Raw genomic sequence first — 21,013 nt, 5'->3', positions numbered from 1 at the left:
GCCCTCATTCTGGCGGGCCCCGCCCCGCGGAGGGTCGCCCTGCCGGTACCAGCATCATCTCGGCCCTCCTACCGGCCGGCCACCGCTCGCACGATGGCTCCCGTAGCGCCGGCGACCACCGGCCCGTGAACGAGGAGAGCCCACCGATGAGCACGACGAGCGCGATGAGCGCCATGAGCGCAATGCCGCCGACCGCCGGGGACGCGCTGCTGCGCTGCGCGGACCTGGGAGACTTCCGGCTGCCGAACCGGGTCGTGATGGCTCCGCTCACCCGGGCCCGCGCGACCAACCCCGGCCTGGTGCCGACGGATCTGCACGCCCTCTACTACGGCCAGCGGGCCGGCGCCGGGCTGATCGTCACGGAGGGGACCTGGGTGAGCGAGCGGGCGATCGGCTTCGTGAACGTTCCCGGCGTCTACAGCGAGCAGCAGGTCGCCGGATGGCGACGGGTGACCGATGTCGTGCACGCCCTCGGCGGCCGGATCGTGCTGCAGCTGTGGCACACCGGTGCCGCCTCGCACCCCGATCACCTCCGGGGCGCGCTGCCCGCCGGGCCGTCGGCGGTCGATCCGCACGAGCGGTCCTTCACGCCGGACGGGTTCAAGGACACCGTCACTCCCCGGGAGATGACCCTTGCCGACATCGAGGACACGGTCGGCGAATACCGGGTGGCCGCGCTGAACGCCCGGCGTGCCGGGTTCGACGGGGTCGAGGTCCATGCCGTCGGCCCGTTCCTGATTCCCCAGTTCCTCAATCCGCGGCTGAACCTCCGTTCCGATGCCTACGGAGGTGATCGTGCCGGCCGCCGGCGCCTGCTGCTGGAGATCGTCGACGCGGTCACCGCCGTGTGGGAGGGGCGGCGCGTCGGCGTCCGGTTGTCGCCGTACTGGTCCTCGGGCGACCGTTTCACGGCCGGCGAGGAGACCCTTTCCGACTACGACGCCCTGGTGGCGGAGCTCAACCGCCGCCCGGTGGCCTATCTCCACCTGCGCGGCCGGGACATGGCCGGGCCGGGCGCCGCCCCCGACCTCGGCGCGTTCGCACGGTACCGGCGCCTGTTCGACGGCCCCTTGATCGCGAACCTCGGCTTCGACCGCGCGTCGGCGAACGCCGCGATCGAGGCCGGGATCGCCGACGCCGTGTCGTTCGGGACCCGCTTCATCGCCAACCCCGACCTGGTCACCCGGTTCGCCCTCGGCCACGACCTGGCAGCCGGTGACCCGGGCACGTACTACTCCGGCGGGGCGGGCGGCTACGTCGACTACCCCGCGAGCGGGGGCTGAGGCGGCGCCGACGGCCACGTCGACGGCCCTTGCAGAGGAAGGGACTCGCCGACGTTCATCAGCCAAATACCACGCATTAAGGTGTTACGCCCATAAAGTTACATTGTGCAGTACCAGCGCTGACCTCGGGTCAGCCTGTCACGTCGGGGCCTCACCCAGGGGTCTCGGGAGGGGCCGGTTGCGCTGCCACACCCGAGGGCTCTCATAGGGTCTCGCCGGCCGGCGGGTCTCCTGGTCCGAGGAGAGGCGCGAACATGGTGCAGCACAGAAGGCCGAAAGCGCCGGTCGACTGGAACCTGGTCCGCAGCGCGGCCCGAGCAGTGACGCCCTGGGTGGAGCTGCTGACGGCCCTCACCGCTCTGGCCCTGGTGATGACCGGCAGGGGCTGACCCGCGGGGCGTATCACCAGTACGCCCCGTGGAGCCAACTCCTCGGCTTGCCCGTCGCGGGTCCAGCCCCGCGGCGGGCATTTTCTCGTACGCCCGCACCGCGTGATTCCGGCACGGAGGGCGCGACGGCGTGCATGCCCGTCGCACCCTGTCGGCTGCCCGACGAGGCCACACACTAACGCACGGAACGGGGCGCCGCCCGGGACCGCGACGCCGGAGCCAGCCACCTGGAGGACACCGGCCGGCGCACCGGCGGGCACCTGCCCGCGCCACCGGCGGACCGGCGACCCCCGGGCGGGTGAGGCACGGCGCGCCGGGCCGGCGTTTGCGCGTCAGCGCTGCCAGTCCTCGTTCCAGACGAGGGTGTTGCACTGGGCCACCTCGGCCTTCGCCTGGACGACGGCGCGCTGCTTCGACTCCAGGACCCGGCCCTGGTCCGTCTTCAGCCGGTAGAAGACGTCGAAGGTCCGGCTGGAGCCGAGCCCGTGGGGAACCAGCCAGCCGGGGGACTTCCCGTCTGCCACGGGGTAGGCGTACTCGCTCCCGCCGCGCTCCCTGACCACGACCTGCGTCTTCGCGGGCACCTTCTCGTTCGCCGGGACCTTCCCGGCCGTCTCCCAGAGGACGTCCATGTACGTCCACCACACGCTGCAGGGCAGGTCGGCGCGCGGCACGGGCAGGATCGGCAGGGCGCCCGTGTCGAGGCGCGGCGCCGGGGGCGGGTCGGCCGTCGCGGCGCGGAAGACGTCGACGAGCACCTCGACGAGCTGTTCGGTGAGGAGGACGGCGTCGACGACCTCGCCGACGACGGGTACGACCTGGGCGGCCGCGAGGGCGGCGAGGGCCACGGCGTTGACGGCGACGGCCTCGGGGTCGCCGTGCTGGATCCCGTCGGCGATGCCGAGGGCCTGCCCGAGGCCGGGGACGACGGCTCCGGTGACGGCGACCTTGTCGAGGGTGGTGGCGTCCTTGTCGGAGAAGGTCTTCGCCATGCCGTAGACCCAGGTCCCGACGCCGGCGGCGGTTGCGGCCACGTGGGTGCCGCTGACTTCGCGGACCTTGGCGTGGGTGAGCTCCGCGGTGGAGTGGGCCTCGCCCCAGGTCGGGCCCTTCGGGTTGCGCTTCGGCAACCGCTCCGCGTGCTCGGCGTCCTGGGCGACCTTCTTGGCCGTGGCCTTGGCCTTCTCCTCGACCTTGTCCCAGTCCACGGGCAGGCAGCGGTCCGCCGACCGCTTCGCGCGCCCGGTGGGGGCGAGGCAGTTGGCCGGGGCTGCCGCGTAGATCGCGGCGTCCAGGGCGGAGTTCTTCCCCCTGAATTCGACGGCCTTCTCGGCCTTCCCTCGCTCCGCCATCTTCCACGGGACGATGAGCTCGCTCTGGCCGGTCCCGTCGTCGGCGATCTTCAGGACGGTGTTCTTCTCGCCGAGGGCGTCCATCAGCGGCTTGCCGTCGGGTACGCCGAACTCGTTCTTGACGAAGTCCAGCTGCCGCTTCAGGAAGGCCTCGTCGGTCTCGTCCGCCTTGTGCGCGAGGTGGACCGTGGCCACGTTCACCTCGTCCGGGAGCGTCACCCGCACCACTCCGCCGGCCGCCGTACCCGCCTCGTCGGTGCTGTACCCCGCGGCGTGCCCGGTGGTCTCGGCCAGGTAGAGCCCCTTCCAGTTGGGGTCGTGGTTCCCGGCGGTGCCCACGGGGCGCAACCCTTCGAGGATCGAGTCGAGGTGGCCGGGTTTGTAGCCGTGGAAGCCTTCCAGCCCGGTCTGCTTCGCCTGGGATATCCGGTCGCCGCCGGGCGCGGGAGTGGGGGCGGCGTGGGCGAGCTCTGCGGAGGCGGCCGCCATCATCCCGGCGAAGGCCGTGGTGGCGAACACGCGCTGGAAGGCGGGTCGCCGTCTCGCCGGTTTCGCCTGCCCTATTTGCTGCGCCTGCCTCATCGGCTGCGTCCGTCTCGTCGGCTTCGCTCGTCTCGTCTCAACACGCATACTGCTCCTCTGTTTCAAGGGGGGACATGAGGGGTGATGCGGAAGTTGACGATGATCCTGCCGCAGGAGGGGCAGCCGGGAATATTGGCCATAAGTAGGGCAGTCGGCGTTCCGGCCCCCGCCGGGCGACCGAGCGACCCCCGCCGACCGGAGGGGGTTGATCCGTTTTTCGCCGGCTCAGTTCAGGGAGGCGCTCTCCATCACCTGGTCCACCTCGCGCGCTTCCACCGGCCCGCCCGGCTGGGCGATGCCGAGGAGGAAGGCCGAGCGGCTGTCGTCCACCGCGATGAGCGTCAGGCGCAGATGACCCGTCCCGCCGGAACCGTCCGTGCTTCCGGTACCGCGCCTGCCCTCGCTCACCTTGAGCGCCACCGTGTGCGCAGGGCGGCCGCCGACCGTCGTCGGCCGGGACTCCTCGACCTCGGAGCTTCCGTCGGGGAAGAAGAACACCGCGTTCGAGCGGGCCGCCCGCTCCGCCTGCTGCTGGAGTGCAGCCTGCGGCATGGCTGCGGCACGGCCGGCGAGGACCGTGCTGCCGCCTTCACTGCTCGCGCCGCTGCCGCTGCCGGCATGTTCCTTGGTGACCGACGAGGTGAAGGCACCGATCAGCTTCTTTCCCTCCTCGTGCTTCCACCCTTCGGGTATCGCATAGGAGAGGCCGGCCGCACTGTCCGTCACCCGCGGCCGGCCGGCGAAGGGCGAGGAGTCCTCCTCACGCGTCAGCCACCACCCGGCGGCGATCCCGGCGACCAGCAGCAGGACCAGCGCCGCCACGGCACCGGCCACCAGCTTCCGGCGATGGCCCGGCCGACCGGCCGGAGCGGGCGCCGGGGGCGCGGGCGGAAAGGCGAGGTGAGGCGTCGTCGTCATGATCCCAGCATCCGGGAGCCGGGCCGCTCCGGCCTGAGCACACGTACTCACTCGCATACTCATTCGACTTCGATGCCGACCGCCTGAGTGACCATCGGCGCCCGCGGGGCCGGCCAGGCCAGGGCCCGGACGGCGGGAACCGGACCGGACACGGCCCCCGTCATACAGGGCATGATCATTACAACCGACCCGGGCGTGGCCCGGCTCGCCGCCGCCTGGGAGAACATCCGCGACACGTCCCCCGCGGACGAAGCGGTCCCCCTCGTCCTGGACTGCGCCCGCCGGCTCGCCGCCGACCCGGGCGGAGAAGAGGCCCGCATCTGGGTGTCCGGGCTGGTGGCGATGTCGGGTTACCTCGCCTGGCGTCCCGAGGAGGAGGCCGAGCGCGCCGCGCTCGACGCCCTTCGGGCCGCGGTCGAAGCACTGGGCAGCCGGCCCTGCTCGCACGACGGTCATCCGTACGAGGCCGAGATGGACTCACTGGAGGACGAGATCCGGAACGGTGACACCGGACTGCTGACCGGCAAGCTCGCGACGCCGGACGCCGTCACGGACATCGACGCCGACGCCGACAGTGACGGTGACCCCGACCCCGACGGCACCAGCACCGACATCGTCGACCCCGAGCGGGTGCTGTGCCCCGGCAACGTCGCGGGGTGGGCACGGCTCGCCGCGGACGTGATCGCCCCGTTGACCGTCCGTCGCATCCCCGTGGGAGCACCGAAGTACCACCGCAGCTGCATCAGCACCCTATCGGGGATCGTGAACGACTACCCCTACGGCGATCCGCACGAGGACCTGAAGGACGAGGCCGCCTGCCTTCCCTCCCGGCCCACCCGCGGAGTGCTGGCCGGCTACCTCGTGACCATGAACGCGACCTGCTGGTACGCGACGTCGGAGAGGATCACGGACCGCTCGGTACTGGACGCGATGATCAAGGGGATCGAGGGGGCCCTTCCGCTGCTGGAGGACCGTCCGTGCACCCACGCCCCCGGCGAGCACCCCGACACCGGCGACCCGGACTACGCAAGCCAGGTCGGCTACTTCCTGCGCAGCCCCGGCGGCCGGGCCGAGATCGCCGAGTACTACGGGTGGGACCAGGAGGACGAGGCGGACCAGGAGGACGAGCCCCTGGACGGATGGGTGTGCCCCGACTTCCTGCGTGACCTGGCGGAGGACACTCTCCTGGAGCTGACGAGCGGCCTGAGGTCGTTCGAGCCGGCGGACGCCGAGGTGCCGGCCGGCTGACCCCCTCTCGGTCACCGGCCCGGCTGCCCCTCCAAGGCGTGGGTGCCCGGGGCGCGGCTCTCCCTCGGTTCGCCGAGTTCGGCTGCCGTCAGCCTCCGGGCGGAGCCGCGCCGGCTGTGGTCGAGGAGTGCGCATCCGGCGTCCAGCGGGGTTCTCATGCTCACTCCGGCTCAGGCCCCGGCCGCTGCCGCCGACGCCTGCTGCGCGGCACGTCGGCGCGCCGCGCCGGCCCCCGCCGTGTCGCCGAGCCGTTCGGCGAGCCGGGCCTGCGCGCCCCAGTTGTACGGGCACAAGGGGCGGACGTTGATGCGTTCGCTCAGCAGCATGCGCGCGATGTCGTGCTGCCCGCTGCGCACGGCTGCCTCCACCAGGGTCCGCTGGACGGCGTCCCGCTGCGCGTGGCTTCCTCCGAACGTCTGGAGTCGGTGCCTGATCGGGAGCAGGAGGCCGACGACGTCGTCGTAGCGGCGCTTGCCGTAGGCGACGAGCGCCCGGCACACCGGCAGGCCGACCTCTGCGGTCATCGGCAGGTTGGACAGGCCGGCCGTGTGCGGGCCGGCCTGCCGCACCCAGGCCTCCCGGTCCCGGATGAGGCTCTCGGCCTCGGCCATCCGGTCGGCCCCGACGTGGGCCATGACGGCATGCGCGTCGTTGAAGGCGTAGTAGGCGCCGTCCTGTCGTGCCGTCCAGGCGTCGGAGAGCACGGCCCAGCGGTCACCCGTGTCGATGCCGGCGCCGGGTCCGACATCGCTGCCTGTGCCTGTGCCTGTCAGATAGAGCCGCCACAGCAGGGACGCCGCGTCCAGCATCTCCATCGCCAGCCCGGCCGATTCCTCGTTGTGGAGGACGGCGTCGTAGACGTCGAGGACCCGGTCGGTGCGGCCCGCCTCCAGGTTGTAGAGGGCGTAGTGCCAGTAGTTGTGGACATGGAGGTAATTGCCGTCCGCCCAGTCGGCCGTCCGCTCGTCCAGATAGCGGATCCCGTCCGCGAACCGGCCCGTCATCTCGTAGGCGTGCACGACGGCGTGGATCCCCCACACGTCGCGGGCGTTGCGCTCCACGGCGGCCAGGCCCGCCTGCTCCGACTGCGCGTAGTGCCCCGCTTCCTCGAGACCGAACGCGTACATGCCGAGCAGCAGGCCGTAGTGCGGGTCGTCCTCGTCCCAGGCGGACAGCGCCCCGCCGATGCGGTCGCGCAGCAGCACGGCGTTGCCGGTGAAGAAGTCGATCTGATGGGCCACGGCCAGGGCCAGCGCGTCCCGCGGGTGGGCCACGTGGAGCTCGCCGAGCACGCGGCCGGCTCCCAGGATGTCGCCGTTCAGCCAGGACGAGGCGGCCTCGATGTGCATCCGCTCCCGCGGAGTCACCTCCGAAAGGTGCACGCCCCGGCGGAAGTCCTCGAAGGTCTTCCGCGCCGCCGCCGCGTCCTTCTCCTCCGTGCCCAGCAGACTGAGGTACGCCAGGAGGACGTTGCCCATGACCGAGCGCGGCGAGTCGGTGACCAGCGCCTCCGCCTCGGCGGTGACCTCCGGGCGGAAGAAGAGCAGGGACTCCAGCGCCTTCTCGTAGTGCCGCACCGCATCAGTGCTGGTGAACGTCATCGCCTGAGCATGCCGGTCCGTTCCCACTCCCAGTCCTCCCGCTCGACCGCTGTGACAGCCACCGTGACAGCCGCCGTGACAGCGCCACCCCGCCCGGCCGGGCGCCGCGGCGGTGGCAGTACATGCCTGCCCGGTCCTGCGCGCCCGGACGCATGATCGTGGGGTTGTCCGTGAAGCGGTCTTCCGCGGCCGCGCCGGAGGCCGGACGACACGCCGTCGACGAGGAAACGGGCCGCTGCCTCGACGACACCGGCCTCGCGCTCCACGCGTTCCACGGCCGGGCGGGGTTGGGCGACCGGGCCCCGGGAGTTCGTCCGGCTGGAGGCATACTGGCCCACAGGCAAGTCGACCTGATCATGCAGCAGCCGAACAGAAGAGCCAAGGAGCCATCGTGTCCATCCACGACGTGGAGATCGGCGCCCTCCAGGGCGGCCCCGCGAATCTCGCGCAGTACCGCGGCAAGGCCGTCCTGGTCGTCAACGTCGCCTCGAAGTGCGGCCTGACCCCGCAGTACGCGGCGCTGGAGAAGCTGCACGCGCACTACGCGCCGCGCGGCTTCACGGTGCTGGGCGTCCCGTGCAACCAGTTCATGGGCCAGGAGCCCGGATCCGCCGAGGAGATCGCCTCCTTCTGCTCGGCCACCTACGGCGTGACCTTCCCGATGACGGAGAAGACCGACGTCAACGGCGAGCGGCGGCACCCCCTGTACGCCGCCCTCGTGGGCACGGCGGACGCCGAGGGTCACACCGGCGACATCCGCTGGAACTTCGAGAAGTTCCTCATCGCCCAGGACGGCAGCGTCGCCGCCCGCTTCAGCCCGCAGACCGAGCCCGACGCCGCCGAGGTCGTCTCGGCCATCGAAGCGGCCCTGCCCGCCTGACGCGCGTCGCGTCGCGTCGCGTCGCCGCCGCACGGTGCGGCAGGTCACCGTCGGCTGCCCGGCTCGCGGGCCGCGCAGCCGACGGTGACCTGCCGCGGGCGGCCCGTCCCGCGCGTTCCTGCTGCCTACGCCTCGCCGGCGGCGCCCGCTCCGCGCCGGACCGGGTGCGGGTTGAGGCGGGCGAAGCCCTCCTGGCGCTCGTAGGGGAAGTACGGGTACGGCGCGGTCGTGGCGCTCGCGGCGTCGAGCCTTGCCACCTGATCGGCGGTCAGGTTCCATCCCACCGCGCCGAGGTTCTGCCGCAGCTGCGCCTCGTTGCGGGCGCCGATGATGACGGAGGAGACCGTCGGGCGCTGCAACAGCCAGTTGAGGGCGATCTGCGGCACGGTCTTCCCGGTTTCGAGGGCGATCTCGTCGAGGGTGTCGACCACGCGGAACAGGAGTTCGTCGTCCACGGGAGGGCCGTAGTCCGCGGTGGCGTGCAGACGGCTGCCGGCCGGCAGCGGCTTGTCCCGGCGGATCTTGCCGGTGAGGCGTCCCCAGCCCAGGGGGCTCCAGACGACGGCGCCGACGCCCTGGTCGAGGCCGAGCGGCATGAGCTCCCACTCGTAGTCGCGGCCTATGAGGGAGTAGTAGACCTGGTGCGCGGCGTAGCGCTGGTAGCCGTGCTTGTCGGCGGTGCCGAGGGACTTCATCAGCTGCCAGCCGGCGAAGTTGGAGACGCCGGTGTAGCGGATCTTCCCGGCCCGTACGAGGTCGTCGAGCGTGGAGAGGACTTCCTCCACGGGGGTGCCCGCGTCGAAGGCGTGGAGCTGGAAGAGGTCGATGTAGTCGGTGCCGAGGCGGCGCAGGGCGTCCTCGACGGCCTTGATGAGGCGTGAGCGCGAGGTTCCCGCGTCCGCCGGGCCGTCGCCCATCGGCAGCCCCGCCTTGGTGGAGATGATGACCTCGTCGCGGCGGCCCTTGATCGCGGCGCCGAGCACCTCTTCCGAAGCGCCGGCGGAGTAGACGTCGGCGGTGTCGAACATGTTGAGACCTGCCTCGAGGCAGATGTCGATGAGGCGGCGTGCTTCCTCGGCGTCGGTGTCGCCCCAGGCGCCGAAGAGCTCTCCGCGCCCGCCGAACGTGCCCGCGCCCATGCTCAGCGCCGGAACCATCAGTCCTGAAGCGCCCAGTCGTCGGAATTCCACAGCGGTTCCCTTCCCCTTGTATCCCCTCGTGCCGCCCTGCGCCGTGCGGGTTCGGGTCGACAGCACTACCGGGACCGAAGTCCCGTTAAGATGTGCCCACCGTAGCAGAGGCCGAACCCCTAATGGAATAGGAGTCCCGTTATGGAATCCAGGAGTGCGGATCCGGGAACCGTGCGCCCGGGCGGGCGCACCGCCCGCGTGCGAGCCGCCGTCCTGCAGGCGGCCGGAGACGCCCTGGCCGAGGGCGGGCTGTCCGGCCTCGATCTCGCCGACGTGGCGCGGCGCGCGGACGTCGGCAGGACGACCGTGTACCGCCGCTGGGGAACGCCGGCCGCCCTGGTGGCCGACCTCCTCGCGGACATGGCCGAGCAGTCCCTCCCGCGTGCCCGCACCGGCACCCTCCAGGGCGACCTGCGCACCAATGCCCGCCTCGTGCAGCGCACGCTGGCCGACCCGCGCCAGGGAGCGCTCTTCAAGGCGGTGATCGCCGCCGCGACCTGCAACGACGAAGCGGCCTCGGCCCTGCGCCTCTTCTACGCCACCCGCGTCACGGAGTGGGAGCCCTGCGTCCGGGAAGCCGTCGAGCGGGGCGAGCTGCCCGAGGGGACCGACACCCGCGAGGTCGTCCGGGCCGTCTCCGCCCCCCTCTACTACCGCCTGCTGACCACGGGCGAGGCGCTCGACGAGGCGGCGGCGGACCGTGCGGCCGCGGCTGCGATCTCAGCCGCACAGGCGGGAGCCTTCGTCACGGCTGAGGCTCCGGCCAAACACTGAAGCGAATGCGTCATCGCGAGGCGAACAGCGGCATCCGGCACACGGGTGGTGAAAAAGTCCGGTGCAGTCCCCCCACCCAGGTCCCTCATCCGGGGCCGGTGGACGCACCACTCGACGAAAGGATCTTTCGTGAGCAAGAGGACCACCACACTGCTGGCAGCCGCCGCACTCTCCGTCGTCGCCCTCGCCGGGCAGGCGGGCGCCGCGGAGACCTCGGGCCACGCCGCCCCGGCCGCTGCGAGTGCAGCGGCCGAGCCGGGTGTCCAGGCCACCCGCACCGTCCACGCCCCGTTCACCCTGGAACAGAACCAGTCCCTGACCTCCGACACCGCCAATCTGGTCATGCAGTCCGACGGCAACCTCGTCATCTACGACGAGTTCGGCAGAGCCCGCTGGGCCTCCAGAACCGTCGGCCAGGGGTGGAGAGCGGCCTTCCAAGAAGACGGCAACTTCGTGGTGTACACCCGCTCGGGCAAGGCCGTCTGGTCGTCCCGGACGGCCGGGCACCCGGGCTCGCGCCTGGTCGTGCAGGACGACGGCAACGTCGTCATCTACGACGGCAGCCAGGCGATCTGGGACTCCGGCACGAACCACTGATCCCACCCGCCCGCAGCGCAGCCGGTCCCTGGCCGGGCCCGGCTGCGCTGCGGAAGCGGCCCCACCAGGGGTGCCGGGCTCCGCAGCCCGGTCTCACAGGGTGATGGGCCGGTACTCCAGGGCACGGTCGACCACTTCCTCGGCCGAGAGCTCGACGAGTCCCGGCGGCCAGAAGATCAGGTCGCCGACGTGGCCGGACGGGCACCAGCGGCGTTCTCCCCATGAGATACATGATCACCGGGACGCGGTCCCGGAGCCGGTCCCGTCGGCGCCCGGTCGGCCTCTGCGCATCCGGCCCGTGTCGCAGGAGCTGCACGGAGGGGGTGGGGAGGTAAGCAAGGGACATGCGCATTCAGTTCCTTCCGGCAGGACCCGACCCCGCGGGACCCCGGCGCGCGCTGATTGCCGCCCCGGTGGTGCTCATCGCCGTCATCATGGCGGTCGACCTGGTGACCGGCCCCGACATCCACCTCGGCCCCCTGCTGGTAGCCGCCCCCGCACTCACCGCGACCTTCGGCGGCAAGCGACTGACCGCCTTCATCGGCGCCTTGGCCGTGGGCGCCCAGATCGCCCTCGGGTTCATCTTCGGCCGGGCCACGACCGCCGACCACCAGACGCAGACCGGGGCCCTGTTCCTGGCCGTCTGCTTCATCGTCGCCTTCCACGCCCTGCGCGAGCGCCACGAACAGGCGCTGGACCGGGCCTGGGGAATCGCCGACGCCGCGCAGAAAGTCCTGCTCAGGCCCCTTCCCTCACGCATCGGCCCCCTGGAGCTGGCCTCGGAGTACGCGGCGGCCGAGGCCGAGGCGCAGATCGGCGGAGACCTCTACGCGGCCGTGCGTGCCCGCGACGCGACCCGCGTCATGATCGGAGACTGCCGCGGCAAGGGACTGCCCGCCGTCGGGGACGCCGCCCTGCTCCTCGGCGCCTTCCGCGCCGCCGCCCACCGCTTCCCGCCCCTCCCCCGCCTCGTCGCCCACCTGCACAACACGGTCTACTGGGACGCGGAGGAGCCCGCCGACGAGCTCGCGGCGGGCGAGAGCTTCGTGACCGCGGCCGTGCTGGAGATCCCCGACGACCGGCCCCTGCTCCACCTCATCAGCTGCGGCCATCCGCCGCCGCTGATCGTCCGCGACGGCGAGGTCGTCACCCTGGCGGTCTCCGACCCCGACCTGCCCTTCGGCCTGGGCACCCCCACGACGGAGGCCGACTACGAACCCGAGGCCTTCGCCTTCCGCGACGGCGACCTCCTCCTGCTCTACACCGACGGGGTCATCGAGGCCCGCGACCCCCACGGCACCTTCTACCCCCTCGCCGAGCGCCTGGCCTCCTGGAACGAACGCGAACCACAGCGCCTGATCCAGCGCATCCGCCAGGACCTGCTGGCCCACGCCGGCGGGGCCCTCGACGACGACGTCGCAATGGTCGCCATCCGGCGCAGCCCTGTGTGACCGCCCCGGACCCGGGTATGCGGCGAGGGCGGGGGCACCCCGTACCAACGGGGACGCCCCCGCCCTCCGCCGAGGGCGGTGGCGTCCCCGTTGGTACGGGGTGCCACCGCCCTCGGCGGTGCGGCAACCGCGACGACAGCGGCACCGGTCGCGGCAATACCGGCAACGGAGAACTTGTGAATCTTCGGCAGACGCCTTCTTCGCCAGAGCAGCGGGCTTCGCCGGAGCAGCGAGCCCCTGGACATTCTGCGGGCGAAGGGCATTCCGGCTTCGTACGACGGCATCAAGCGCAACATCATGCGTGAGTCGACCGGTAACCCGCGTGCGATCAATGACTGGGACATCAATGCCGTGAACGTCGGATCGATCATCTGCAGCAGACCCTTCGACGGAACGCCATTCACGGCATTGATGTCCCAGTCATTGATCGCACGCGGGTTACCGGTCGACTCACGCATGATGTTGCGCTTGATGCCGTCGTACGAAGCCGGAATGCCCTTCGCCCGCAGAATGTCCAGGGACTCACTGATCCAGCGCATCCGCCAGGACCTGCTGGCCCACGCCGGCGGGGCCCTCGACGACGACGTCGCAATGGTCGCCATCCGGCGCAGAAGGCGTATGCCGAGAATCTTGAGGGCTGGATCAGGCGCTGTGGTTCGCGTTCGTTCCAGGAGGCCAGGCGCTCGGCGAGGGGGGGGGGCCCCCCCCCCATCGCCGCCAAGCCGGCTGCCCCGGCGAAGCCCGCTGCTCCGGCGAAGAAGGCGTCTGCCGAAGATTCACAAGTTCTCCGTTGCCGGTATTGCCGCGACCGGTGCCGCTGTCGTCGCGGTGGCCGTCGCCCCGCACGCTTTCGCCGCTGCAGCCGGAGCGGCATCAGCGGCGGCGGATGGCCGCAGCATCGACGTGCTTGTCCAGCTCGGCCTGCTGCGTCTCACCGAAAGCCTCGGCACTCCACGCCACCGGCTTCACCGCAGCAGCCTCCGCGCCGGCCTTGGCGGCAGCATCGACGTGCTTGTCCAGCTCGGCCTGCTGCGTCTCACCGAAAGCCTCGGCACTCCACGCCACCGGCTTCACCGCAGCAGCCGGAGCCGCATCAGCGGCGAAAGCGTGCGGAGCGACGGCCACCGCGACGACAGCGGCACCGGTCGCGGCAATACCGGCAACGGAGAACTTGTGAATCTTCGGCAGACGGGCATAAGCGGAGACGGTGGAGCGCATGAGTGAGCTGAACCTTCCAATCGCGGATGTCGCCCGGCCCTGAAGCGGCGCAGAAATCAAGCGCCGTTTCTCGGTCGACGGCGCCCAGCGACCCCGTAATTGTTAGCGGCGACGAAAACCCCTGACAAGGGCTGTGACCTACTACGACCGTTCATTGCCCGGCACGGAAATAGCGGCACCGCCCCCGGATTCCGCCGCACTTCTTACTAACACATTTCGTAAGTGATCCAGGCCTCATGCGCGGCCTCACACGCCACCACCCCCGAAACAACACAAAGCAAGCACGAATACGCACAGCGTCAGCGGATTCCGGGGGGCTCCAGGGTGCTCAGGAAGCCTGGTCGAGGGACGCGCGGGGGTGCGGGATCGTGGTCTCCGTGGTCGTCCCCTCGGCCTGCTGCAGGGAGACGGTCCGTGCCGGGGCGGGGATGCGGATGCCCTCGGCGCGGTAGCGCTGGTGCAGGCGCTTGATGAATTCGTGCTTGATCCGGTACTTGTCGCTGAACTCGCCGACTCCGAGGATCACGGTGAAGCCGATCCGGGAGTCCCCGAACGTGTGGAACCGCACGGCGGACTCGTAGTCGGGGTCGGCGCCGTCGACGTCCTTCATCACGCTCTCGGCGACCTCGACGGTGATCCGCTCGACGCGCTCCAGGTCGCTTTCGTAGCCGACGCCCACCTGCACCGTGACGGCCAGCTTCTGTTCCGGCCTGCTGAAGTTGGTCATGTTCGTGCCGGCGAGCTTGGCGTTCGGGATGATGACCAGGTTGTTGTTGAGCTGCTCGACCACCGTGATGCGCCAGTTGATGTCGCGGACGTAGCCCTCTTCACCGCTGCTGAGCCGTATGTAGTCGCCCGGCTGGACCGTCTTCGAGACGAGGATGTGCACGCCCGCGAAGAGGTTGGCCAAGGTGTCCTTCAGGGCCAGGGCGATCGCCAGGCCGCCGACGCCGAGGGCGGTGAGCAGCGGGGCGATGGATATGCCGAGGGTTTCCAGCATGACGAGGAAGCCCAGCGCCAGGACCGCGATGCGCGTGATGTTCACGAATATCGTGGCCGATCCGGCCACGCCCGATCGGGACTGCGCCATGGAGCGCACCAGTCCGCTGATCACCCGGGCGGCGGTGAACGTCGCGATGAGGACGACGGCGCCCATCAGCACCTCGTCGACGACGTGGCCGACCTGGCGGGTGAGCGGGAGGGCTCCGGCGGCCGCCGCCACGCCGCCCGCGACCGCGCATCCGGGTGCGAGCGTGCGCAGCACGTCGACGATGATGTCGTCGCCCTGCCAGCGGGTTCTGAGGGCGCGCACGCCGAGCCAGCGCAGAACCACTCGCAGCACGAGGGCGACGGCCAGGCCCGCGGCGACGGCGATGCCGGCGACGATGATGTCATGCAGTGTCAGATCCCGGTTCACCGGCGTCCTCCCCGCCCTGCGGAGGAGGAAGCGGCGGCGTCGCGCGCCGTCGCCGGAAGCCCGGAGTAATGATTCGTCACCTTGTACCTGTCTGTCCCGACGGATCGTGCTCGCGCCGGGCCACGGCAGTGACCCGGCGCGAGAAGTCATCCTGCACCACGCCGGTTTCACACCTGCACGCACGGGTGGCAGTTCCGACACTCCGTCAGCGAGCCCTGCCCTGCCGACGGAAGGCGCAGCTCACGGGCGCGTGGGGAGCGAGGTGTCAGTCGCCGTGCAGCCGCCATGCGGTGAGGGCGAGTCTGGCGCGGACCAGGCCGGCGGGCTCGGTGAGTCCGATGCCCAGGGTCGTCCCGATGTGGTCGAGGCGGCGGGCGACGCTGCTGTGGTGCAGGTGCAGGAGGTCGGCCGCCCGGCGCAGGGATCCGGTGGTGCAGTAGGCGTCGAGGGTCTCCAGGTCGTCCGGGCTGCCGGCCATGCGGGCGATCGCGGCCACGTCGGCGTTGTCCCGGGAGAGGTCCTGGGGTATCTCGGCGAGCAGGGCGAGGGCGCCGAGTCCGTCGTAGTGCACGGCTGGTTCGCGCGGGCTGGTGAAGCGGAGGGCGGTGCGGGCCTGCCGCCACGACCGGGCCGGGCAGCCGGCGGTGCCGATGCCCGCGCGTACGCCTGCCGGGAGCCGGTCCGCGGCGATCGCCGAGGCCAGGATGACGCCTACTCCGGCGACTTCGCCGCCTTCACCGGGCGGGTCGCGCAGATCGATCCGCCCACGTGGTCGAGGGGGATCTCCGACCGCACGGCGGCGACGCGGACCGGCAGACCGGCGGAGAACCCCATGAGCCGCAGCGCCCGGGCTCTGGCGGCCTCGTCGCTGCCGGGACTGATCACGAGTTCCACCAGGGCGGGGTCGGCCATGGTGGTGAAGGCCGGTCCGTGTCGCTCGACGACCGCGGCGACGGCGATGGCGAGCCGGTCCAGCAGCAGGTCGTCGAACGGGCCGGGCGGGCCGGGCGGGCCGGGCGGGCCGGGACGTTCCAGCCACACGGCACCGATCTCTTCCTCGTCCAGTGTGATCGGCACCGTCGTGAACCCGCGCGCGGTGGGGCCGTGGGTGGTGGACCCGTGCGTAGTGGCCCCCTGCCCGGTAGGCCCGTACGCAGTGACCCCCTGCCCGTGCGCCCCGTGCCGAAGAGCCGGATCCCCGCCACGCACTCGGCGAGGCCCGCCGAGGCCCGGGCGAGCGCCGGAAGGTCCACCCGGCGGCGCATCAGCGTGTCGTAGAACATGACGACGCGGATGGCGCCCCCTGCTTCCGCATCCAACTGCGACAGCCGTACGACCAGTGCCTCCATGAGCAGGAGGGTAGCCGCGCCGGAAGGCCGGCAGCCGCGCCGTTCGTCGCGCGGGCGGGGCCGATCGACCGCCGGACGTCGGCTGACGGGTGCGCAAGCAGCGGCAGGAGGTCACCGTGTCGTTTTCCGGTGCCCGTCTGCTGAGGTGACGGACTCGATTATCCATCCCCCGTGCGACCCGGGAGCCGGGAACCATGCACATCAGCATTGGCCAACGCTCCGTCCGCCGGCACCGGGACGTCGCCGCGCATCCAGGCGGAGCCGATCGCTGCGGGGGCCGCTCTTCATGTATCGCATCATTTTGTCGGTCGACGACCTGGCACGCGTGAGGATCAGTGAATCGGATCTCCTGTCCATGGAGGCGCTGTTCGCCTTGGAGGCGCTCCGGGAAGGCCGTGGAGAAGGTTTTCGCGCATGGCGGCAAGGGGTGTGCGGGGGCGGCCGCCGGCCCGATCCGAGAATGGAGCGGGTCGCGACGCTGATCCGGGTTCCGGGCGGTCCGGGAAAGCTGCTGGAATTGTGTACCGGCGGGGGACGCCACACCATGGTTCCCCCGAACGGGGCCGGGGTTCCCGCCGTGTCCGTGCATTCCGCGGTCCAGGACTTCCAGCAGATGGCCGTCGCACCGCACTGGGGGCGGATCCGCGCCTATCTCGGCGAGGTCCGGGACACCCTGCGGGACATCATGTGCCGTGACGGCGTGGAAGTGCTGCTGGACTCGCTGGGTCCGGGAATCCGCTGGAACGCACCGGCCTTGGAGATCGCGGGCGTACGTTCCGGAGAGAGGGAACTGGACGGCAGCGGGCTGGTGCTGGCCCCGTCCTTGTTCCTGCAGCGCGCAGGGCATGTGCTCCCGCCGGCCCGGCAGGGCGCGCACCGCGCCCCCGTCCTGGTGTTTCCCGACCGTCCGGGGCCGGAGGAGCTCACGCGGCTGCTGGGCGGCGGACGGGCAGCCGGTCCGCAGTGCGGGCCGGACAGCCTCGCCGCCCTGGTCGGGCGGACCAGAGCGGCCGCACTGCGCGCGCTGCGCGAGGGCTGCACCAACGCCGAGCTGGCCGAACGGCTGGGCGTGTCCGCGGCCGCGGTGAGCCAGCACATGGCCGTCCTGCGGGCCGCCGGCCTGGTCTCGACGCGTCGCAACCGCAGCCATGCGATCCACACCGTCACCCGTCTCGGCCACCTCCTGCTACGGGGCGAGGCGGCGGAGCGGCACCCGGCCGAGCAGCACCCGGCCGAGCAGCATCCGACCGAGAGGCATGCGACGGAACGTCACGCGGCAGAACCGGTGCTGCGCGGGGCGGCGTTGCCGCAGGCCCGGGACAGACGGACGCCCGCGGCTGCGGTGGCACTGTGATGACTCGGCTCCCGGCCGTCGGCGTTCCCCGGCTGCTCGGCGGACCCGTGCGTTGCGGATACCGCGCGCCTGTCCGGCCGGATGCCTGCAACTCTCCGGAATTCGACGGATATCGCTTGACGATGTGGATCCGGGCCGCCCGCCCCACGCATTACCGGATGGTAGATCTCCGGTTAAGCGTGGGCTTACGCCGATTGCCGGGCGGTGGCGAGCAGGTGCAGGATTCTCGTAGCGGAACGGAAAAGCGTTCCACACACCGGTCGCACCGGTCGCACCGGTCGCAGAACTCCGGTAACCAGTAACCCTTTTCAGACATTGACGACGGCATAAGAAGATGCCGCCTGCAGCACGGCGGGAGGGCACCATGGATCCGAGGTACGAGACGTACACCATCGCAGATTCCACGTGGTACGAGCCGCTGGACCGCTGCCAGGATTCGGATTCCCTGGTCTCCCTCTCCGTGCGGGAACTCCCGGAGGGATGGCGGCGGGAACACCAGGGCGTATGGCAATTCCTGACGCCCGGTGACGCCGCGAAGCTGCCGGAGCAGGGCTGGAAGATCCACGTGAGTGCGACGCCCGGAGCCGCCGAGGAGACGATAGAGGCAGCCTGGAACGTCTGCCGGCGGCTGGGGCTGCCGTGGAAGTTCCTGCGCAGCCGGCAGATCGTCGCCGCGATGAACACCAAGTACGCCCACCGGGCCGCAAGCGGCAAGACCGTGACCGTCTACCCCCGGACCACGGACGAACTGCGCACGGCTTTGGAGGAGCTCGAGACGGCGATGCGCGGACGGCCCGGGCCCTACGTACTGTCCGACCGGCGCTGGAACGACGGCCCGGTATCGGTCCGCTACGGAGCCTTCACGCTGATGTGGTGCGAACTCGCCGACGGCACACGGGTCCCCGCGATGCGCACCCCGCAGGGGCAGCTCGTGCCCGACCCCCGCCGCCCGGTCTTCACCGTCCCTCCGTGGGCAGACGTCCCGGACTTCCTCGCGGAGCAGCCGGCGGCCGACGGCGCGCCGGCCTCACTCGGCGGCTACGAGGTCCGCAAAGCACTCCACTTCTCCAACGGCGGGGGCGTGTACCTCGCGGCCGACGGCCACGGCGGACAAGTCGTCCTCAAGGAGGCCCGGCCGCACGCCGGCCTCGACGCCAACGGCCTGGACGCGGTCGCGAGACTGCGCACCGAGGACGCGGTCCTCGGCAGACTCGGGCACCTGCCGTTCGTCCCGCGGCGGTACGGCTCCTTCACGGCCTGGGAACACCACTACCTCGCCATGGAGTACGTCGAAGGGGAGACCGTCAGCGCCTGGCTGGGGCGCGAGCACCCGCTCACCCGCCACCGGCCCGCCGCGGCGGCCCGTAGCCGCTTCGCCGCCTCCGTCGTCGAGCGGATGGAACAGGTCGCGGGATGCGTACGGGCGCTGCACGAGGCCGGAGTGGCCTTCGGCGACCTCCACCACCGCAACATCCTGATCCGGCCCGACGGCACCGTGGCGCTCGTGGACTTCGAGCTCGCCGCCCCGCTCGACTCGGTCCGCAGTGCGGCGCTGGGGGCGCCCGGCTTCGCCGACCCCGCCCTGACCGATCCACGCGAGGCGGACCTGTTCGCCCTGGGCTGCTGCCAGCTCGCCGCCCTCGTCCCCCTCACCGTGCTGACCTTGCGCAACCCTCGCGTCGTGGCCTCACTGATCGGACTGGCCCGTGCGTCCTTCCCCTCCCTGCCGGCGGAGTTCGTCCGGCAGATGACCGAACTCCTGGCGCTGTCGCCCACGCTGCGCCCCCACTTGCCACCTCCCGGAACGCCTGCAGGAACACCCGCAGGAGCACCCGGCGGCATCCCCACCGACCCACCGACGCTGACCGCACCGACCGCACCGACCGCGGAAACGTTGCTGCAAGGCATCTCCCGCTCCGCCGACCCCGGCCGTAAGGACCGGCGCTACCCCTGCGACGTGGCCGGGTACCGTCCGGGCGCCTCAATGGGGCTCGCGTACGGCACGCCGGGCGTGCTGTGGGCACGGCATGCCGCCGGGAGCACGGTCTCCGGGGAGGACGTGGAATGGCTGGCCAATACCGCGCTCCGGGCTCCCCTGGATGCGCCGCCCGGTCTCTACGACGGGCTGGCAGGTGCCGCGTGGATCCTGCACCGGCTCGGGCACCCGCAGGGCGCGAACCTGGTCGACCGCCTCCTGGCCGGTCCCCTGCCCGCCTCACCGGGCCTCTTCGGCGGACTGTCCGGAATCGCTCACCTCTTCCTGGACGTCGGGCTGAAGGACGAAGCACTCGCCCTCGCCCTGCGGGTACGTGAACGGGTGGGGGTCAAGGGACTGCTGGACCGGCCGGGGCTGATGTACGGCTGGTCGGGGCCGGCGGTGCTGTTGGCCCGCTGCGCGGAAGTGACCGGAGACCTGCAATGGGCGGCGGCGGCCGAACGCGCCGTACGCTGCGACCTGGTGCACGCCCGTGACGTGGACGGCATGCTGCAGATGCACAGTTCGAGCCGGCTGCTGCCCTACCTGGCGGAAGGCTCCGCCGGCGTCGCGATGGCCGCCCTCGCGCTTCCCCCGCCCCAGGCGGCCGCGGTCGGTGCCGACGGCATCGTGGCCGGCGCCGCCCGGGCCGGCGCGGTGGAAGTCGTCCTGCAGGGCGGGCTGTTCAACGGCCGCTCCGGGCTGGCGTACCTGCTCTCCCACGCCCCGGCCCGTACGGGGCGGTGGCGAGCAGAGCTGGACAGCCATCTGCGCGCCCTTTCCCTGCACTTGGCGCCGTACGAGGACGCTCACGTCCTGCACGGCGACCAGCTGGTCCGTCTCTCGGCGGACCTGGCGACCGGCTCCGCCGGCGCGGTGATCGCGCTCGTCGCCGCCCAGAACCCCGGCAGCCGTCTGCTCCCCGGCGCCCACCCCACCTGCGGGTGGCCGCCCGCCGGGAGCGACGCTCCGGACCACCCGGCCCCACAAGCCTGAGAGAGGAGGTGAGAAGCCATGCTGAACATTCTCGCCCTGCAGGAGCTCGACGAGGAGACCGTCCTCGACGCTCCCCTGAGCTCGGTCAGCGTCGTCGTGTGCCACTGACACTCGGCCGGCGCAGACCGGAACCGGCCCTCTCCCACGACACCCCTGAAGGAGGTGAACGGACATGCAGAACATTCTGGCCCTGCAGGAGCTCGACGAGGAGACGATCGTCGACGCCCCCATCAGCACCATCAGCCTCGGCGGCTGCCACTGAAAGACCGCCCCGGCGCAGACCGGGACCGACCCTTCCCCACCGCGCCCCTGAAGGAGGTGACAAGGAATGCTGAACGTTCTCGCCCTGCAGGAGCTCGACGAGGAGACTGTCCTCGACGCTCCTCTGAGCTCCGTCAGCGTCGTCGTGTGCCACTGACGCTATGTCATCAACGGTCGC

21 protein-coding genes and 2 pseudogenes are annotated in these 21,013 nt (G+C 71.4%); 13 read left to right on the top strand and 10 right to left on the bottom strand.

The genetic code is table 11. The features are described from left to right. Positions 1 to 146: 146 nt before the first annotated feature. The gene (locus tag AS857_RS14270; RefSeq protein ID WP_079110322.1) at positions 147 to 1,283 is read left to right on the top strand and encodes an alkene reductase; all 1,137 of its coding nucleotides are present in this window, start codon (positions 147 to 149) and stop codon (positions 1,281 to 1,283) included. 254 nt (positions 1,284 to 1,537) lie between these two features. Continuing rightward, positions 1,538 to 1,672: a hypothetical protein gene (locus AS857_RS41905; protein WP_275477360.1), complete on the top strand. Its 135-nt coding sequence runs from the start codon at positions 1,538 to 1,540 to the stop codon at positions 1,670 to 1,672. Between the two features lie 332 nt (positions 1,673 to 2,004). On the opposite strand, the gene AS857_RS14265 is transcribed toward AS857_RS41905, so the two are convergent. Both AS857_RS14265 and AS857_RS14260 read right to left on the bottom strand, forming a co-directional pair. Beyond that, positions 2,005 to 3,606: an ADP-ribosylating toxin gene (locus tag AS857_RS14265; protein ID WP_107105579.1), complete on the bottom strand. Its 1,602-nt coding sequence runs from the start codon at positions 3,604 to 3,606 to the stop codon at positions 2,005 to 2,007. Between the two features lie 225 nt (positions 3,607 to 3,831). Next, positions 3,832 to 4,524, bottom strand: coding sequence for a hypothetical protein (locus AS857_RS14260; RefSeq protein WP_144440812.1), 693 nt, complete (start codon positions 4,522 to 4,524; stop codon positions 3,832 to 3,834). A gap of 171 nt (positions 4,525 to 4,695) precedes the next feature. Between AS857_RS14260 and AS857_RS39555 the strand changes: the two genes are divergently transcribed. Then, entirely contained in the window at positions 4,696 to 5,772 is a 1,077-nt protein-coding gene (locus AS857_RS39555; RefSeq protein WP_144440811.1) for a hypothetical protein, read from the top strand. Between the two features lie 11 nt (positions 5,773 to 5,783). On the opposite strand, the gene AS857_RS39970 is transcribed toward AS857_RS39555, so the two are convergent. Beyond that, a complete protein-coding gene (locus tag AS857_RS39970; protein ID WP_160330228.1) occupies positions 5,784 to 5,930 on the bottom strand; it encodes a hypothetical protein in 147 nt (48 codons plus the stop codon). 12 nt (positions 5,931 to 5,942) lie between these two features. Continuing rightward, entirely contained in the window at positions 5,943 to 7,373 is a 1,431-nt protein-coding gene (locus AS857_RS14250; RefSeq protein ID WP_173864755.1) for a tetratricopeptide repeat protein, read from the bottom strand. A 391-nt stretch (positions 7,374 to 7,764) separates the two neighbouring features. Here AS857_RS14250 and AS857_RS14245 point away from each other — a divergent pair, with 391 nt between their 5' ends. Next, positions 7,765 to 8,253 (top strand): glutathione peroxidase, encoded by a 489-nt coding sequence (locus tag AS857_RS14245; protein ID WP_058043465.1) that lies wholly within the window; start codon positions 7,765 to 7,767, stop codon positions 8,251 to 8,253. Between the two features lie 125 nt (positions 8,254 to 8,378). On the opposite strand, the gene AS857_RS14240 is transcribed toward AS857_RS14245, so the two are convergent. Beyond that, positions 8,379 to 9,443 (bottom strand): aldo/keto reductase, encoded by a 1,065-nt coding sequence (locus tag AS857_RS14240; protein ID WP_058043464.1) that lies wholly within the window; start codon positions 9,441 to 9,443, stop codon positions 8,379 to 8,381. 141 nt (positions 9,444 to 9,584) lie between these two features. Here AS857_RS14240 and AS857_RS14235 point away from each other — a divergent pair, with 141 nt between their 5' ends. From AS857_RS14235 to AS857_RS41335, 4 genes and pseudogenes are all read left to right on the top strand, one after another. Next, complete coding sequence (locus AS857_RS14235) at positions 9,585 to 10,217, top strand: TetR/AcrR family transcriptional regulator (RefSeq protein ID WP_058043463.1); 633 nt, start codon at positions 9,585 to 9,587, stop codon at positions 10,215 to 10,217. A gap of 129 nt (positions 10,218 to 10,346) precedes the next feature. Then, positions 10,347 to 10,814 carry a hypothetical protein gene (locus tag AS857_RS14230; RefSeq protein ID WP_058043462.1) on the top strand — a complete coding sequence of 156 codons (468 nt, stop codon included), beginning with the start codon at positions 10,347 to 10,349 and terminating at the stop codon, positions 10,812 to 10,814. A gap of 344 nt (positions 10,815 to 11,158) precedes the next feature. Further along, positions 11,159 to 12,265, top strand: coding sequence for a PP2C family protein-serine/threonine phosphatase (locus AS857_RS14225; RefSeq protein WP_058043461.1), 1,107 nt, complete (start codon positions 11,159 to 11,161; stop codon positions 12,263 to 12,265). A 231-nt stretch (positions 12,266 to 12,496) separates the two neighbouring features. Continuing rightward, positions 12,497 to 12,619: pseudogene (locus tag AS857_RS41335) on the top strand (transglycosylase SLT domain-containing protein); the annotation flags it as partial. On the opposite strand, the pseudogene AS857_RS41330 reads toward AS857_RS41335, so the two are convergent. The 5 genes and pseudogenes from AS857_RS41330 to AS857_RS40650 all read right to left on the bottom strand — a co-directional run. Further along, positions 12,613 to 12,798: pseudogene (locus AS857_RS41330) on the bottom strand (transglycosylase SLT domain-containing protein); the annotation flags it as partial. The pseudogenes AS857_RS41335 and AS857_RS41330 overlap by 7 nt on opposite strands. Before the next feature lie 340 nt (positions 12,799 to 13,138). Beyond that, complete coding sequence (locus AS857_RS14220; protein ID WP_058043460.1) at positions 13,139 to 13,483, bottom strand: hypothetical protein; 345 nt, start codon at positions 13,481 to 13,483, stop codon at positions 13,139 to 13,141. A gap of 328 nt (positions 13,484 to 13,811) precedes the next feature. Next, positions 13,812 to 14,900 carry a mechanosensitive ion channel family protein gene (locus tag AS857_RS14215; protein WP_058043459.1) on the bottom strand — a complete coding sequence of 363 codons (1,089 nt, stop codon included), beginning with the start codon at positions 14,898 to 14,900 and terminating at the stop codon, positions 13,812 to 13,814. 265 nt (positions 14,901 to 15,165) lie between these two features. Further along, on the bottom strand, positions 15,166 to 15,471 hold the full coding sequence (locus AS857_RS40655; protein WP_245699825.1) for a helix-turn-helix domain-containing protein: 306 nt from the start codon (positions 15,469 to 15,471) through the stop codon (positions 15,166 to 15,168). 140 nt (positions 15,472 to 15,611) lie between these two features. After that, the gene (locus tag AS857_RS40650; protein WP_216823970.1) at positions 15,612 to 15,977 is read right to left on the bottom strand and encodes a hypothetical protein; all 366 of its coding nucleotides are present in this window, start codon (positions 15,975 to 15,977) and stop codon (positions 15,612 to 15,614) included. 849 nt (positions 15,978 to 16,826) lie between these two features. Between AS857_RS40650 and AS857_RS39965 the strand changes: the two genes are divergently transcribed. The 5 genes from AS857_RS39965 (at position 16,827) to AS857_RS40635 (ending at position 20,992) form a co-directional block, all read left to right on the top strand. Next, complete coding sequence (locus AS857_RS39965; protein ID WP_160330227.1) at positions 16,827 to 17,603, top strand: ArsR/SmtB family transcription factor; 777 nt, start codon at positions 16,827 to 16,829, stop codon at positions 17,601 to 17,603. 364 nt (positions 17,604 to 17,967) lie between these two features. Continuing rightward, on the top strand, positions 17,968 to 20,574 hold the full coding sequence (gene lanKC / locus AS857_RS14200; RefSeq protein ID WP_058043457.1) for a class III lanthionine synthetase LanKC: 2,607 nt from the start codon (positions 17,968 to 17,970) through the stop codon (positions 20,572 to 20,574). 18 nt (positions 20,575 to 20,592) lie between these two features. Continuing rightward, positions 20,593 to 20,682, top strand: coding sequence for a class III lanthipeptide (locus AS857_RS40645; protein ID WP_206329932.1), 90 nt, complete (start codon positions 20,593 to 20,595; stop codon positions 20,680 to 20,682). A gap of 64 nt (positions 20,683 to 20,746) precedes the next feature. Further along, positions 20,747 to 20,836, top strand: a complete 90-nt coding sequence (locus AS857_RS40640; protein WP_216823969.1) for a class III lanthipeptide — start codon at positions 20,747 to 20,749, stop codon at positions 20,834 to 20,836. A gap of 66 nt (positions 20,837 to 20,902) precedes the next feature. After that, positions 20,903 to 20,992, top strand: a complete 90-nt coding sequence (locus tag AS857_RS40635; RefSeq protein ID WP_216823968.1) for a class III lanthipeptide — start codon at positions 20,903 to 20,905, stop codon at positions 20,990 to 20,992. Positions 20,993 to 21,013 lie beyond the last annotated feature (21 nt).

Origin of the sequence: Streptomyces roseifaciens, assembly GCF_001445655.1 — a bacterium.
Classification (GTDB): domain Bacteria; phylum Actinomycetota; class Actinomycetes; order Streptomycetales; family Streptomycetaceae; genus Streptomyces; species Streptomyces aureoversilis.
Note: the sequence above shows the minus strand (reverse complement) of the source record. Positions and strands in the feature narration are given on the sequence as shown.